The 16,210-nt window shown below is 43.8% G+C and carries 12 protein-coding genes and 2 tRNA genes; 6 read left to right on the top strand and 8 right to left on the bottom strand.

What is annotated here, in order from left to right; translation table 11 throughout:
• Positions 1-173: 173 nt before the first annotated feature.
• From QL919_RS00835 to QL919_RS00815, 5 genes are all read right to left on the bottom strand, one after another.
• Entirely contained in the window at positions 174-1,814 is a 1,641-nt protein-coding gene (locus QL919_RS00835; protein WP_290187710.1) for an ABC transporter substrate-binding protein, read from the bottom strand.
• A gap of 473 nt (positions 1,815-2,287) precedes the next feature.
• Complete coding sequence (locus QL919_RS00830; RefSeq protein WP_290187709.1) at positions 2,288-3,931, bottom strand: GMC family oxidoreductase N-terminal domain-containing protein; 1,644 nt, start codon at positions 3,929-3,931, stop codon at positions 2,288-2,290.
• Positions 3,932-4,150: 219 nt separating this feature from the next.
• Positions 4,151-4,477 (bottom strand): DUF779 domain-containing protein, encoded by a 327-nt coding sequence (locus QL919_RS00825; RefSeq protein WP_290187708.1) that lies wholly within the window; start codon positions 4,475-4,477, stop codon positions 4,151-4,153.
• 210 nt (positions 4,478-4,687) lie between these two features.
• Positions 4,688-5,716 (bottom strand): alcohol dehydrogenase AdhP, encoded by a 1,029-nt coding sequence (gene adhP, locus QL919_RS00820; RefSeq protein ID WP_288727093.1) that lies wholly within the window; start codon positions 5,714-5,716, stop codon positions 4,688-4,690.
• A gap of 97 nt (positions 5,717-5,813) precedes the next feature.
• Complete coding sequence (locus tag QL919_RS00815; RefSeq protein WP_101211597.1) at positions 5,814-7,340, bottom strand: aldehyde dehydrogenase family protein; 1,527 nt, start codon at positions 7,338-7,340, stop codon at positions 5,814-5,816.
• A 273-nt stretch (positions 7,341-7,613) separates the two neighbouring features.
• On the opposite strand from QL919_RS00815, the gene QL919_RS00810 reads away from it, so the two are divergent.
• The 3 genes from QL919_RS00810 (at position 7,614) to QL919_RS00800 (ending at position 11,154) form a co-directional block, all read left to right on the top strand.
• Positions 7,614-9,554 (top strand): AAA family ATPase, encoded by a 1,941-nt coding sequence (locus tag QL919_RS00810; RefSeq protein WP_290187707.1) that lies wholly within the window; start codon positions 7,614-7,616, stop codon positions 9,552-9,554.
• A 169-nt stretch (positions 9,555-9,723) separates the two neighbouring features.
• Positions 9,724-10,908, top strand: coding sequence for a type I glyceraldehyde-3-phosphate dehydrogenase (locus QL919_RS00805; RefSeq protein ID WP_290187706.1), 1,185 nt, complete (start codon positions 9,724-9,726; stop codon positions 10,906-10,908).
• Between the two features lie 155 nt (positions 10,909-11,063).
• Positions 11,064-11,154 (top strand) — tRNA-Ser (locus QL919_RS00800).
• Positions 11,155-11,230: 76 nt separating this feature from the next.
• Here QL919_RS00800 and QL919_RS00795 read toward each other — a convergent pair.
• The 3 genes from QL919_RS00795 to QL919_RS00785 form a co-directional block, all read right to left on the bottom strand.
• On the bottom strand, positions 11,231-11,983 hold the full coding sequence (locus tag QL919_RS00795) for a hypothetical protein (protein WP_290187705.1): 753 nt from the start codon (positions 11,981-11,983) through the stop codon (positions 11,231-11,233).
• A 222-nt stretch (positions 11,984-12,205) separates the two neighbouring features.
• Positions 12,206-12,535: a CopG family transcriptional regulator gene (locus QL919_RS00790; protein ID WP_290187704.1), complete on the bottom strand. Its 330-nt coding sequence runs from the start codon at positions 12,533-12,535 to the stop codon at positions 12,206-12,208.
• 197 nt (positions 12,536-12,732) lie between these two features.
• Positions 12,733-12,808 (bottom strand) — tRNA-Asn (locus QL919_RS00785).
• 669 nt (positions 12,809-13,477) lie between these two features.
• Here QL919_RS00785 and QL919_RS00780 point away from each other — a divergent pair.
• The 3 genes from QL919_RS00780 (at position 13,478) to betB (ending at position 16,105) form a co-directional block, all read left to right on the top strand.
• A complete protein-coding gene (locus QL919_RS00780; RefSeq protein WP_068037193.1) occupies positions 13,478-13,822 on the top strand; it encodes a multidrug efflux SMR transporter in 345 nt (114 codons plus the stop codon).
• A 31-nt stretch (positions 13,823-13,853) separates the two neighbouring features.
• A complete protein-coding gene (locus QL919_RS00775) occupies positions 13,854-14,426 on the top strand; it encodes a TetR/AcrR family transcriptional regulator (RefSeq protein ID WP_290187703.1) in 573 nt (190 codons plus the stop codon).
• A 206-nt stretch (positions 14,427-14,632) separates the two neighbouring features.
• Positions 14,633-16,105: a betaine-aldehyde dehydrogenase gene (betB, locus tag QL919_RS00770; RefSeq protein WP_290187966.1), complete on the top strand. Its 1,473-nt coding sequence runs from the start codon at positions 14,633-14,635 to the stop codon at positions 16,103-16,105.
• The last annotated feature ends 105 nt before the right edge of the window (positions 16,106-16,210 follow it).

Here is a 16,210-nt window from a genome sequence, read left to right as displayed (position 1 = left end):
TATAGATCGATGATTAGCGTATTAGCAGTGCTGAGACTGTCCGTGACAATATGTTTGGCAATGTGTTTAGCAAAGCGCTTAACTCATACAAATACGGCTGGAGCAGAGAGTCTGATCCAGCCGAATACAAATTAAATAACAGTGCATGTCGTACCGGACTTAATTAGCCAAGGTTATTCAACCTTCACACCATCAAAGCGTATTGAACCTAGTGGACTAATTTTATAATCGACAACGTTTGGTGCCGTGAATACGGTTACCACCGAATGTGCCATCGTTGTCCAAGGCAGTTGCTCTTTGAATATCTGCTGAGCTTGTACATAATCACTGACGCGATCATCTTGATTGGTAATTTGACGGGCATTGGTCACTAAACTGTCAAAGTCCTTATTACACCAGCGTGAGTAGTTGTTACCACCGACAGCGTCACAAGACAATAGGGTACCAAGCCAGTTATCTGGGTCACCATTGTCACCGGTCCAGCCAGCCAAAATAACATCGTGCTCACCTTTAGCAGCGCGATTCAGGTACTCGCCCCACTCATAAGTGACAAGCTTGGTATCGACGCCAATCTTCGCCCAATCTGCTTGCAGCATTTCAGCCATAAGCTTAGCATTAGGGTTATATGGCCGCTGAACAGGCATATACCATAAATTGATGGCAAGATTATCAGCGTTGGCTTCTTTCATAAGTGATTTGGCTTTTTCAACGTCATAAGGGGCATCTTTAAGCGACTCGTCGTAACCCCACTGCGTTGGCGGCATAGGATTGGTCGCTTTAAGCCCTTCGCTCTGATAAACCGCGTTAATAATAGCGTCTTTGTTGATGGCCATATCTAACGCTTGGCGGACTTTAAGGTCGCTAAGCTTTGGTTTTTCTACGTTGTAGCCCACATAGCCTACGTTGAAGCCAGGCTGATCAAGGACTGTGGCTTTACCGGATTTTTTGACTGACTCAATTTCGGCAGGTTTTGGGTAGGCTGACACATGGCATTCGCCTGCTTGCACTTTTTGAGCGCGAACGGCTGAGTCTTTAGTAATGACAAATACTAGATTGTCGATATGAATATCATCTTTGTTCCAATAGTCTGGGTTTTTGGTATAACGAATTTGTGCGTCTTTTTGATAGGAGGTAAAGACGAAAGGTCCGGTACCAACAGGTTTGGTATTAATATCAGCGGCATTATCCGCAGCCATTAGCTGATCGGCATATTCAGCGGAATTAATATAAGCGAAGGCCATCGCTAGGTTCTGTAAAAACGGCGCGTTGGTCTCGCTGAGGGTGATTTTTACCGTATAGTCGTCAACCTTTTCGATATCAGAGATGATATCAGGCAGTCCCATGCCGACCGAATATGGGAACTCAGCAGGATAGGCTTTATTAAATTCAAAGTCTGGGTTGGTAATACGTTCTAGCGTAAAGACGACGTCGTCAGCGTTAAAGTCGCGGGTTGGAGTAAAGTAGTCTGTTTTACCAAATTTGACCCCTTTACGTAAATTAAAGGTATAGGTTTTGCCATCTTCGCTAATATCCCAGCTTTCAGCCAGCCCTGGTTGAATCTCGGTACCCGCTCTTTTGAATTCTACTAAGCCGTTATAGATGGGGTAGGCGCTGGCATCAAAGTCAGTACCAGAAGTATATTGTGCTGGGTCGAAGCCAGCAGGACTACCTTCTGAGCAATAAAGTAAGGTTTTCGCAGCTTTGGCGTCTGAGCCTGCAGCGGCGCCATCAGTAGTTTTGTTGTCACCGCTACAGGCGCTGATACCTAAGACAACCGTCGCCAACATCGTCAATTTGAAAAGTGATTTTTGCATTATTACATCCTATGTAAATGATAAGGAGTTTGCCGATATATGCACAGGTTCATATTTGAACCATAAACACAGTTGGCAAACTCTTAATTCCCTTTAAAGCAGTTTTTTATATCGTGTCTTTAATATATGAAATAAAAAATGAGTCAGGTTGAATCAACCCGGACTCATATTTAAAAAAAACATCAATATAAATAAGTCGTTTAAATATACCCTTTTAAACAGTGCTAATGCAAGGTATCTTCACACTAATTTTGATAGAAAACGTCCCGTTATAATATCTTTATTTCCGAATTTATTATGAGCAGATACTGAGTTATATAAGATGCCATAATTTATCGATTTTCTCGGTACTATTTAACATAAGCATTAAATAATTATAAGATGAGCTTATCCTAATTTTAATGACTATAAATTTTCATACACAAGGTTATTAAAGAAAAATACCTATCATAAGATATTTGTCTTTCTGTATTTTATGACGCGGCGCGCTCAACGTTATTATGTTTCGCCTTGATAAGGTCTGCCATTTTTTCAGCAATCATAATCGTCGGTGCATTGGTATTGCCGCTGATCAAGGTGGGCATGATTGATGCATCGATGACACGCAGTCCGCTTACACCGCGCACCTTTAAATCTAAATCAACGACGGATTTGTCATCTGAGCCCATGCGGCAGGTACCAACAGGATGGTAGATGGTATCTGACTTATTGCGGATATAGCCGAGCATACCGTCTTTTTCAATATAAGGAGCAGGGTAATCTTCGGTGATATATTTGGCGATGGGGGATTCTTGCATGATGGCGCGCGTGCGCTCAGCGCCTGCAACCATATATTCTACATCTTTAGGATGTGAGAGGTAGTTTGGATCAATCAGCACCGCCGCTGATGGGTCGGCTGAATCAAGCCTTACTGTCCCGCGACTTTCGGGTCTTAAGTAACAGCTATGGCAAGAGATAGCAAAGCCGCGTCTAAGATCACGACCATGCTCAATCACGCGAGAAATGACAAAATGCAACTGGGTATTTGGCCATTCTTTTGGGTCATCACCGACACTAAAAAACGCGCCCGCTTCAGCATAGTTGGTAGACAAGAGGCCCGTGCCATCCTTTCTCCATTGCCGAATGCTTTTGGTTAAGGTTGAAATGGTTGCTATGCCAATACCGATGACATCGGTGGTATTAACCTCATAGTCAAAGACCACGTCTAGATGATCTTGCAAGTTACCGCCAACGTCAGGCGCATCTACTAACACATCAATGCCATGTGACTGCAAATGTTCAGATGGGCCTATGCCCGATAACATCAGAACTTTTGGTGAGCCAAAAGCGCCACCTGATAAGATGACTTCATGATGCGCCATCACCGTATGTTCAACACCGTCTTTTTCATAAGCGACGCCAACGGCTTGCTTTTCCTCAAAAATGACACGGTTGGCTTGCGCATGGGTAATAACGGTCAGATTTGGTCGGCTTTGAACTGGATGTAGATAGGCGGCCGCCGCAGAGCAGCGTTGACCTTGTTTTTCCCCATGAAAATGAGTGACTTGATATAGCCCAGCACCATCTTGTTTTTTGCCATTAAAATCTTGGTTATCATCTAAACCATTGGCAATCGCAGCGTCTACAAATGCTTTTGAGATATCGCGTGGACTTAGTAAGTCACTGACATGTAAAGGGCCGCTATCACCATGTAGGTTATCAGCGCCATGGATATTGTTTTCAGCTTTAATAAAGTAGGGCAACACATCGTTAGATCCCCAGCCTTCGCAGCCTTGCTCAACCCAGCGTTCATAGTCTAAAGCACTACCACGGGTATAAATCATGGCATTGATAGCAGAGGAGCCACCCAAGCATTGACCACGTGGTTGGAAGCCGCGACGGTTATTAAGATGCGTTTGCGGGGTGGTATGAAAACACCAATTGTTCAATTTCAGCGGTTTACCTGGCACCATCAAAATCAGCCCAGCAGGCACACGAACTGCGAGGTCCTTGCCTTCACCCCCATATTCTAATAAACAGACACTGATGTCTGGATTTTCTGTCAGCCGGCTGGCAAGCACACAGCCTGCAGAGCCGCCACCGACGATGACGTAATCAAAGGTTGCGTCAAATTCCATTTTATATTCCTTATAGCATCCATGCTTATAAAAACGCGCTTATTGAAATAGGTTACGCTTTACAGTATCTATTATTTTAATGAAATAATGAAATAAAAATGACTATAGGGTGTCTGTATGTCAAAGCATCACAGAAAAAACCTTAACAATACAGAATGAACTTGCATAGCAGCTCCAGTGTTTTATCATGCGTTGACCACACTGTGCGTTAGCCAATGGCTATACGGCACAAATCTCTGAACGGACGATAAAGCGCTTACCTTCAGGTATCTCAAGCGAAAAACTGGCCCCGCGTCCATTAACCACATCAATCGTGAGATTGGTATGTTGCCAAAGTTTGTACTGAGCTTTACCCATATAAAAGGGGCAGCCTGCGAGCTCACCCACGAGTACATCTTGCCCACCAACTTTGAATTCACCTAACGGATAGCACATAGGTGAGCTACCATCGCAGCAGCCACCCGATTGATGAAACATCAAATCACCATGCTTAGACTTTAATAGTTCAATTAACGCAACGCAGGACTCTGTCGCTTCAAGTTTCATGTCATGCTCCTTATCTTCAAAATTATCGCTGAATTACTATCATGCTGATTATGGATATAAGCTAAGTAAGAATATAAAAGGCCGCATCATTTTCACTCACATCATTAATAGCATGTGGCTGAAAACGATACGACCTTTTATTTGTGACCAAACGTCATAATTATCGAGACAGTTTCTAAAAAGTGAAAATGTCGTAATTAATTGACCTGTCTACATAGAGTAGTCAATGACGATGCGACCTTCAATTTTACCATCGCGCATACGGTCAAAAATGTCATTGATATTCTCAAGCGGCTCAGCGGCAACAGTTGCTTTTACTTTACCTTCCGCCGCCATATCTAACGACTCTTGCAAGTCTAGACGGGTACCAACGATTGAGCCACGAATGGTAATACCGTTTAGAACAGTATCAAAGATAGAAACAGGGAAGTCACCCGTTGGCAGACCATTACAGACCAACGTACCACCGCGTCGTAACATACCTAGGGCTTGATCAAATGCTTTAGACGATACCGCTGTTACGAGCGCACCATGAGCACCACCGATTTCTGTTTGTAGATATTCGGCAGGGTCGGTGTTTTTGGCATTAACGGTGACGGTCGCCCCCAGTTTTTTGGCAAATTCAAGTTTTTCATCGTCAATATCGACAGCAGCAACATTCAAGCCCATGGCAATAGCATACTGTACTGCCATGTGACCAAGTCCACCGATACCTGAAATAACGACCCAATCACCCGGCTTGGTGTCGGTCATTTTAAGACCTTTATACACGGTAACACCTGCGCATAAAACTGGTGCAATCTCAACAGAGTCAACGCTCTCAGGGATAATACCAACATAGTTTGCATCTGCTAGGACATATTCTGCAAAACTGCCATTTACTGAGTAGCCAGAGTTCTCTTGACTTAGGCACAAGGTCTCCCAGCCACCCAAACAATGGGTACAGTGACCACAAGCAGAGTAAAGCCAAGGCACACCAACTCTATCACCCTCTTTGACATGATGAACGTTGTCACCCACAGCAGTTATCAAACCTACGCCTTCGTGTCCTGGGATAAATGGTGGACTTGGTTTTACAGGCCAATCACCTTCGACAGCGTGCAGGTCAGTATGACAGACACCTGATGCTTGCATTTTTACCACGATTTGACCGGCACCTGGGGTCGGAATGTCTACTTCTTCAATTTGCAAAGGTTGTCCAAACTCGTGCAAAACAGCCGCTTTCATTTTATTACTCACGTTGCAACTCCTTGTCATCGTTCTTTGTATTAAGATGCTCAACAAGCATCAAGGTCGCACTTTACAGTTTTGCCATAAAGTGCCTTGAGAGACAGCTTTAAAAGAAGCCCATTTTTTTAGGACTATAAGACACCAGCATGTTTTTGGTTTGCTGATAGTGATCGAGCATCATCAGATGGTTTTCGCGACCGATACCAGACTGCTTGTAGCCACCAAACGCTGAATGCGAAGGATAGACATGATAGCAGTTGGTCCATACGCGACCAGCTTGGATGCCACGTCCGAAACGATAGGCCTTATGTACACTACGTGTCCAGATGCCAGCGCCTAGACCATATAATGTATCATTGGCAATGCTCATGGCTTCTTCGTCGTCTTTAAAGGTTGTGACGGCGAGTACAGGTCCAAAGATTTCTTCTTGGAACACGCGCATGTCATTGGTACCCTCAAAGATAGTCGGCTGCACATAGTAGCCATCTCCCAAATCTCCCTCATGTTTGGCTCGTTCGCCGCCAACCAATACTTTGGCGCCTTCTTTTTTACCGATATCAAGATAAGAAAGGATTTTTTCTAATTGATCTGAGCTGGCTTGCGCACCAATCATGGTATCGGTATCTAGTGGGTTGCCCATTTTGATCGCTTCGACACGGGCGATACAGCGTTTAATAAACTCATCATAAATGCTTTCATGAACCAGAGCACGCGATGGGCAAGTACAAACTTCGCCTTGGTTTAGTGCAAACATCACTAGACCTTCAACTGCTTTGTCCAAGAAATCATCGTCTTCATCCATGATATCGGCAAAGAAAATATTTGGACTCTTACCACCAAGCTCTAGCGTTACTGGAATGATGTTTTCACTAGCGTACTGCATGATGAGACGACCAGTGGTGGTCTCGCCAGTGAAAGCCACTTTATTAATACGTGGGTTAGATGCTAGAGGCTTACCAGCTTCAACACCGAAACCATTGACGACGTTAAGTACGCCTTTTGGTAATATATCAGCGATACCGATGGTTTCTAGCATGAATAAAATAGAAGCTGGCGTTTGCTCAGCAGGTTTGAGTACAACGCAGTTACCAGCAGCAAGGGCAGGGGCAAGTTTCCAAACTGCCATTAGGATAGGAAAGTTCCAAGGAATGATTTGACCGACGACGCCAAGTGGCTCATGGAAGTGATAGGCGACGGTGTCTTCATCGATTTGGCTGATACCACCTTCTTGGGCGCGAATGGCACTGGCAAAATAGCGAAAGTGATCGACAGCTAGTGGAATGTCGGCAGCCAAGGTTTCGCGTACGGGCTTACCGTTTTCATAGCATTCAGCAATAGCGATAGCCTCTAAATTGGCTTCCATCTTATCAGCGATTTTTAACAATAGATTAGCGCGTTCAGTGACACTGGTTTTGCCCCATGCGTCTTTGGCAGCATGAGCGGCATCAAGGGCTTTTTCAATATCAGCTTCTTTTGAGCGTGCGACCTGACAAAAAACTTTACCATCGATTGGGCTTGAGTTATCAAAGTATTCACCATCGACTGGCGCGACCCACTCACCATTGATAAAGTTGTCATATTTTTTGCGGAATTGAACGGGGCTTTTTTCAGTATTGGGATAGGCGTATAACATGAACGATTCCTTGTTGTGTACTATGGTTATATGGATAAACATACCTGGCCTTCCTGACCAAGTTATGACTCTATCGTACTGAGCTTTGGCTTTGAGCGATAATGACTTTTTATAATGATATACTTCGTATCATATAACTTTAGGTTATGTAAGCTTGACGGGTTAAAGTGGTTCGCAAAACTGGCGTAGCTGTTATAATTGTGGATAGCTTTTCCCTCATAACCTGTTCTTAAGCTCTTTTCTTATTACTATTAACTAAATTGGTTTAGATATATGCGTCAATCTTCTGCTCTTGATATCTTAAAAACGGGTCAAAATGTATTTTTGACGGGCTCAGCAGGTTCAGGTAAGACTTATACTCTCAATCAATATATTGACTATTTGCGCGCGCGCCGTGTCCCTGTGGCTGTGACCGCGAGTACGGGGATTGCCGCCACACATATGAATGGCACGACCATTCATAGTTGGTCGGGCATCGGCATTAAGGATGAGCTCACTGATCGTGATTTAACCAATTTATCGCGCAAACAGTTCTTAGCGGATAGACTAAAAGATACTGCTGTCCTAATTATCGACGAGATATCGATGTTGCATGCCAAGCAGCTCAATTTGGTCAGCCAAGTACTTAAGCATGTGCGTAAAAATGATAAAGCGTTTGGTGGTATTCAGGTTGTCGTTGCTGGGGACTTCTTCCAGCTGCCACCGATTGGCAGCAAGGGTGAAACCAACCGTGAAAAATTTGCCTTTATGTCTGAAGCTTGGCTCGATGCTAAGTTTCATATTTGCTATCTGTCTGAGCAGCATCGGCAAGTCAGTGAGGCGGCTAATGGCGGTCTGGATTTGGATGATATTCTCAATCAAATTCGCAGGCAAGAAGTGACCTTTGAAGCGATTGCCGCGCTCGAGGCCACCTTTGATCAAAACGTCGATATCAAACGTACCCGTCTTTATACCCATAATCTCAACGTCAATAAAATCAATGACAAAGAGCTAGCTGCGTTAGATGGCGAGATGATGCGTTTTGCAGCCACTGCGACTGGTGATAGCAAGCTGGTTGAGACACTCAAAAAGACGGTACGTACTCAAGATGAGCTGATTCTCAAAGTTGGCGCCAAGGTGATGTTTATCAAAAACAACACTGAGCTTGGTGTGTCCAACGGCACCATGGGTGAATTGATAGGCTTTGCAGCCGTCAAGGTCGATGACAGCAAAGACAGTAGTGATGCATTGATTGCAAGTGACGACATCGATGTGGATACAGATAATACTGCCGATAATGATGAAGAGACGGCTACCCATAAAAAAGGCACCGCAAAAAAAGACAAAGAAAAAACAAAAAAACCAACCACACAAAAAATGCCTGTGGTTAGGCTGAATTCTGGCCGTGAAGTCATTGCTGAGCCGGAAGAGTGGATAATCGAAGATGAAACTGGCGATGTACTGGCAAGCTATGAGCAAGTGCCATTATGCTTAGCTTGGGCGATTACCATTCATAAATCACAAGGTATGACCCTTGATGCGGCAGAGATTGATTTATCGCGCACCTTTGAGCTAGGACAAGGTTATGTGGCATTATCACGGCTAAAGTCATTAGCAGGTTTACAGCTGCTTGGTATGAATGACATGAGCTTGCAGCTTGATCCGCTCGCACGCGGCGCAGACAAACGATTTTTGGTATTGTCTGATGAGGCTGATGCGAATTATGCGATGCTTGATGAGGAGAGCATGACGCAGGCGCACGAGAAATTCATTCTAAAGTCAGGCGGTACCTTGAGCAAGTCGGTGATTGATGCGTATGCCAATTTGCAGAAAAAACGCCGCGAGCAACAGCAGGCGCAGCTCGATAAAAAACAAAAACTGGGCAATCAGGTTTCTGATAAGTCTGATAGCACCTTACTAGCAACAAGGGTGTTGTTAGAAGAGAGCTTGTCGATTGCAGAAATATCGCAAGCGCGTCAGCTGTCACAGTCGACCATTATGCGTCATATTGGTGAATTGAAGTCGCAAGACCCAAGCCTCGCCTGTGATCATTTACGTCCAGATGATGAGGTGATGACAGCAGTAGGCAACGCTTATGTGGCGATTAAAGTCGCTAACAATCCAAACGACTTTAATGATGATGGCAGCATTAAGCTGCGCCCAATCTTTGACCATCTTAAGCAAAGCATCGATTACAATACCATTCGTTTGGCTCTGATTTTTATCACGCCATAGCGAGCAATTAGCCAATATTCAAGTTATTAAACAATTTATTGATTCAGCCATTTATTTATTAAGTCATATATTAAAACCAATCATCATACGTATGAATATGTTGGTTTTTCTAGAGCATTGAATGTGCAGCGCTTAACTTATATACCTTCCTTTATAGCGATACCCTTTTATGTCTGATGTTACGCCTAATTTTTCTAGCGCCACTTATCAATTGACGTCTGACGCAGTAGCAGCGACGTTTCATGCCACCGGCGAGCACACACAGCCACTGAGGGTCGCTATCAATGGTTTTGGTCGTATAGGGCGCAATGTACTGCGTGCATTGATAGAGCGCTTTGAGGTGTTAGGTAGAGCCATTCATGTGGTGGCAATTAATGATTTGGCACCGCCTGATATTCTGCTGCATTTGCTAAAATTCGATAGTACCCATGGTCGTTTAACCAGATTGGGTGTTAGCGCTGATCTTGTGATGAGTGACGTCAATGCTAGTAAAGATGATAGCAGCACCATTATTAATAACGACACTCAGCTGTGTCTGACGAACAACAATTTAACGTACTGTATTAAGATGCTCTCAGAGCCCGATCCAAAAAACCTACCGTGGCAGGAGTTGGGCGTGGATGTAGTGCTAGAGTGTACAGGGCACTTTCGCTCTTATGAGCAAGCGCAGCTGCATATTGAGGCGGGCGCTCAGCAAGTCATCATCGGCGCAGCGCCCTTTGATGATGTTGATGCTTGTATCGTCATGGGCGTCAATACCGATGAGCTCGCGCGTGAGCTGCCGATTATATCGAGCGTTTCTTGTACCACGCAGGCATTGGTGCCGCTGATTGCTACCCTTGATAAAGTGTTCGGCGTTAAGTCAGCGATGATGACTGAGATTCATGCCGTCACCGCTGATCAGACCGTGCTCGATCAAGCGCATCGCGACCCAAGGCGGGCGCGAGCCTCTGGCCACAATATTATTCCTACGACTTCCAGCAGTATCGCGGCCACTGAGCGCGTATTGCCAGCGATGGTCGGCAAGATAAACGGCCACTCAATCAGAGTGCCAACCATTGATGTGGCCGCTATTGATGTCACTTTTGTCTTTGATATCCCTGATGTCAGTATAGAAGCAGTTCGAGACGTGCTTAAAGCGGCGAGCAAGGGTCATTTGCTCGACATCATGGCCTATACCGATGAGCCATTGGTCTCAAGTGATTTTATTCATCAAACAGAGTCGCTCATCATTGACGGGCAACAGCTTATGCACGTGGGTAATCAGTATAAAGTTTTTGCGTGGTATGATAACGAATGGGGCTATGCCAACAGGTTGCTTGATATGTGCTTACATTTAGCTTCGAGTAAATAATACGGCTTCATGTGAATAGGTTAAGCTGAAAAGCTGATTAAAAAGTTGCGAGCAAACGGTAAGTCATTGATTTAAAACCATCGGCAAATTAATTTCATTTTTTTAATATGAATCGCTTGCATTATGAGATGATATCTATATAATGATGCACCAATGGAGACGTGGCAGAGCGGTTGAATGCACCGGTCTTGAAAACCGACAAGGGTTCATAGCCCTTCGAGAGTTCGAATCTCTCCGTCTCCGCCAAATTCGAAAAAGCCCCAATCAGTAAATGATTGGGGCTTTTTTTATAGATGTTTTTTAGCGGCTTGAGCGAGTTGATTTACTTCATTAGTGACTCATCAAATTCAACTCGTTGTCCGTCTTCTAAAACGAGCATGCCTTCGCTAATATTTATCGTCACGTCGTGGGCGTTTCTGATAGCGCGCATGACGTTGATGTCCTCAATACTACTTTCGATAACTATCTTGCCAGATTGTTCAGGCTTTATAGCTGGCTCGAATTGTGTGAGCGGTATATTGAAGCGTTTACCTTTTTCCAGTTTTGCATCTTGCATGGTCAATGTGCCTTTGAAACTTTGAATAGCAACCTTGCCATGATTTGAGAGCATAAATTGTAGTTTTACTTGGTTTAAGCTGTCGCTATCACTGGTTTTGACAGGTAGTAGGGCAACCGGATAGTTCTGTGCATTGGCTGATGCAGCTTGCTGACTTTTAATAATAGGGCTTTTTTTACCAGTTGGATTATTGGGATGTAAGCGCTCGTATTCACGTTGTTGTATCAGCGCTTGCTTGATAGTAATACGCGGCATAGCACCTGATTCATAAGCGCCGCTCAACTTCATACGTAGCATATATCGGCTCAGCAGTTGTTGGTCGGACTTTGGTAGCTCCTCAAAAGTCGCTCCAAGTTTCTTTTGCCATTGGTCAGAGTTGGTCGGAATGGTTTTTTTACTGGGATCCGCTTGCGGCGCTGAGCACCCAGCGAGTGGCAATGTTAAAGACAGGGTTAAAGGCAGTCCTAATAGCCAAGTGCATAAAAAGGCTTTGCTGAAATACTGATGTAAACCACTCATTGTGTACCTCCTTGTCGGCCATAATGAATAACAACGAATAATGACTATTATTAATATACCTCGTTTAATTGTCTTTTGTGTTGAATTATGGCTAATGACTGTATTCAAATTCACAGACAGAAAAATAGGGATTTATCAAAGCCAAAAAAAGACTGAGCGCTATTAAGCAGACTCAGTCTTTTTTTGGAAATCAGTAAACTTTAACGGTTAAGAGTCACGCGCTTAGTCGTCGTTTTGCAGCTCAGACAATGGGTGAGTGATGTTATTGTTATGGGTCACCACAATGGCTTCATCGATGATGCGTTGGCTCACACCGCGCTTACGTAGGCTTTCGATAAACACTTCGTCATGCGCTAGGGTATAGTCCTGATGGTCACGGTCAAGCCCTTGACGAATGTATAGACGAATAAGTCCCTGAATGCGTTTAAAACCCAACTCTTCTGACGTTGTTTCTAATAGCGCAATCATCTCTTCAGACAAACGAATACTGACCGGGCGCATGATTTTTTGCGGATGGTCAGAAAATTTATTTTTTACACGTACAGGTATCATAATAAACCATTACTTTTAGTGAGTAGGAGTAAAGCACTCAGACGAAAACTAACCCAATCAAAACTATCCTTACCATACAACAAAATCGCCCAAATGAACACCACGGCCGCACTAATATCTAATATTGTAATCATCAAACACAAAAGCGGCAACCATAAAAAAACCTTCATCAAATAATGATGAAGGTTTTTAGTATATGGCTCTCCAACCTGGGCTCGAACCAGGGACACACGGATTAACAGTCCGTTGCTCTACCAACTGAGCTATTGGAGAATAAGCTGTCATAACGGTAATTCTGCAAACTTTATAAGAGTTGATTACTTACGTTGTTTGCGTTATGTGGGGCACATTTTAGCCAAGTCGCCATAGGCTGTCAACCTTATTTTGACATTAATGACAAATATTGTTTTAGCTGACCGAAAATCGACCGCTATTCTACGTGAATCGGGCTGTTTCAGTAAATATGCTTATATTAAGTTGCTCTTGGTTCAGACTTTAGCTTTCTAAACATGAATCCATATCCACTCAAAAATGCATATCGGCTTACAGACAAGACGACTTAGTCTCCAACTTTATAATCAGTAGCCTGCAGTTACTTAACTATAATCATAGAAGCAAAAATATTTAGAGTATGAGTCACATCCAACCGTTACTTTGTCTTATGGTTAGTGCAATCACTTATTACCGTTGGTTATCAAGCTCTGTAGCGATATTTGGTTAAATAGATAGGCTATGCTTTGAATAATAAGACAATCATTTGTATGCAATGAAACAAAATAGCATAAACCAGCCCTTCACATTGCTAGAATATTTCTATACAATACCGACCGTATGGTTTCTTTACTACGTACTTTAAAACTTTATTCTTATTAACTTATGCTTAATCAAGAAGTTATGCTTGATTTGAAAAAACTATGTTTGTTTTGAATAGGTATCCTAAATATGAGTCCTACTACTATCGCTTACGGTTACCTAGCCATTGCTATCATTTGTGAAGTGATTGGCACGACGTTTTTAGTAAAGTCAGAGCAGTTTACGCGTTTGGTGCCGACCCTGATTATGGGCGTGCTTTATGCGATCTCATTTTACTTGTTGACGCAAACCATCAAGACCATACCGCTTGGTATCGCTTATGCGCTGTGGGGCGGACTAGGTATCGTTTTAACTTCGCTTGTGGGCATCGTGTTATTCAAGCAAAGCCTCGATACAGCAGCGGTAGTGGGCATTGCGATGATTGTTGGCGGTGTCATTGTAATGAACTTACTGTCTAATTCTGTGGTGCACTGACAGATAGGTAAAAATGAACATGGAAATAAAGATGGAAACAGAAAACCCTTATAAACGTAAAAAACAGCCAGAAGTAGTACGTCGTGCACTACTAGATCAGGCGGCACGAATCACGCTAGAGCAGGGGCTGTCAAAGGTAACCTTTCAAGCCGTTGCTGATGCGGTTGGGGTGACCAAAGGTGGCGTCATGCATCACTTTACTACTAAGAACGCGCTCATCCTTGAGGTGTTTCATGATGCGATGGCCAAGTTTGAGGCAGAAGTGAATCAAGCTATGGCGAGAGACCCTGTGCGTTATGGCTCTTTTACCCGCGCTTATATTGATGCCACGATTAGTTTAGGCGAAAAAGGGCAGGAAGAGTTTGATAATCAAGCCACTTTATATGTGTTGATGCTAGGTGATAGTGAGCTGCGTCAGCTATGGGCTGCGTGGTCGAATGAGCAATTGGAAAAGCATAAAGCAACCGATAATACCGAAACGCTATGTATGGTGCGTTTGGTCGCTGATGGGATTTGGCTCTCTGATTTTTCAGGAATTAATATATCGGACAAAAAATCATTACGCGCGCGTTTGATAAAAATGACGCAACCTGAGGATGATTAAAACGCCGCTCTCAAATAACTCATTAAAGAAACCTTAAGAAAGAACCACGTAAATTTTATTTTTTGAAACTTAAACCATGACGAAATTATTCGGTATTAGCTTTTGTATAAAGCTGTTGCCAGTCGTCGATAGGAGAACTCATGACAGATTCAAAGACAAACCCAAACCCAAATCCGAACCCAAATCTAAATAACTTAACAGACATTATCGATTTAGAACAAGTACAAACTGCCTATATTAACGGGCGTTATCTGGCTGTCGATGATTCATTAGCTACCTTTGAAGATATTAATCCAGCGACGGGTGAAGTGCTTGCCACCATTCAGCAAACGAGCACTGAGCAGATTAACGAAGCGGTAAAAGCGGCGCAAAAAGGTCAAAAAGTTTGGGCAGCGATGATGCCAGTTGAACGTAGTCGCATTCTACTAAACGCAGTAGCCATCCTGCGCGAACGCAATGATGTACTGGCATTACTTGAGACCAAAGACACGGGTAAAGCTTACTCTGAGACCAAATATGTCGATATCGTCACTGGTGCCGATGTCGTTGAGTATTATGCAGGTCTGGCGCCAATGATTGAAGGTCGTCAGATTCCGCTGCGTGATAGCAGCTTTGTTTATACTCGTCAGGAGCCGCTTGGCGTAGTCGCTGGTATTGGCGCGTGGAATTATCCTATTCAAATCGCTATGTGGAAGGCGGGTCCTGCGTTGGCTGCGGGTAATGCGATGATTTTTAAACCATCAGAAGTCACGCCATTAACCGCCTTAAAACTGGCGGAAATATTTACCGAAGCGGGTTTGCCAGATGGCGTCTTTAACGTCGTGCAAGGTAATTATGAAGTGGGCGAAGCATTAACCCAGCATCCTGATATTGCCAAAGTATCGTTTACTGGCGGTGTGCCGACTGGTAAAAAAGTCATGTCGAGCGCGGCATCATCGTCTCTTAAAGATGTGACCTTAGAGCTTGGTGGTAAGTCGCCATTAATCATATTTGATGATGCCGATATCGATACCGCTGCTGACATTGCGATGATGGCGAACTTCTATAGCAGTGGTCAGGTCTGTACCAATGGCACGCGCGTGTTTATTCCTAAAGCGCTACAAGCCAAATTTGAAGAGGCTATCTTGAAGCGTGTGGAGCGTATCAAATTGGGCGATCCAATGGATGAGAACATCAATATGGGTCCAATGGTCAGCTTTACGCATATGGAAAGAGTGCTTGGCTATATCGAGCAAGGTAAAGAGGGCGGCGCGCGTCTATTGACTGGCGGCGAACGTATCACGTCAGGCGAACTTGCCAATGGCGCGTTTGTCGCACCGACTGTGTTTACGGATTGCAGCGATGATATGACTATCGTACGTGAGGAAATCTTTGGCCCAGTGATGTCGATATTGACTTATGAGACCGAAGAAGAAGTCATTCGCCGTGCCAATGATACCGAGTATGGCTTGGCAGCAGGGGTCGTGACCGCTGATTTGACTCGCGCGCATCGAGTGATCGGTCAGATTGAAGCGGGTATCTGCTGGTTAAACACGTGGGGTGAATCACCAGCGCAAATGCCAGTTGGCGGCTATAAGCATTCGGGTATTGGCCGTGAAAATGGAATTGAAGCCCTTGAGCATTATACTCAGACCAAATCTATTCAAGTAGAGTTGGGCGCGTTTGAGTCTGTATTTTAATAATTTGTATTGAGAAGATTCTTAATCAGTAAGATTGATTCATTTGGGCTAATTTGTCCTTTTGATTCAATCTTACTGATATTAAATGATTTATTTTCAATATTA

It is taken from the genome of Psychrobacter sp. APC 3426 (genome assembly GCF_030408035.1).
Lineage (GTDB): Bacteria > Pseudomonadota > Gammaproteobacteria > Pseudomonadales > Moraxellaceae > Psychrobacter.
Note: the sequence above shows the minus strand (reverse complement) of the source record. Positions and strands in the feature narration are given on the sequence as shown.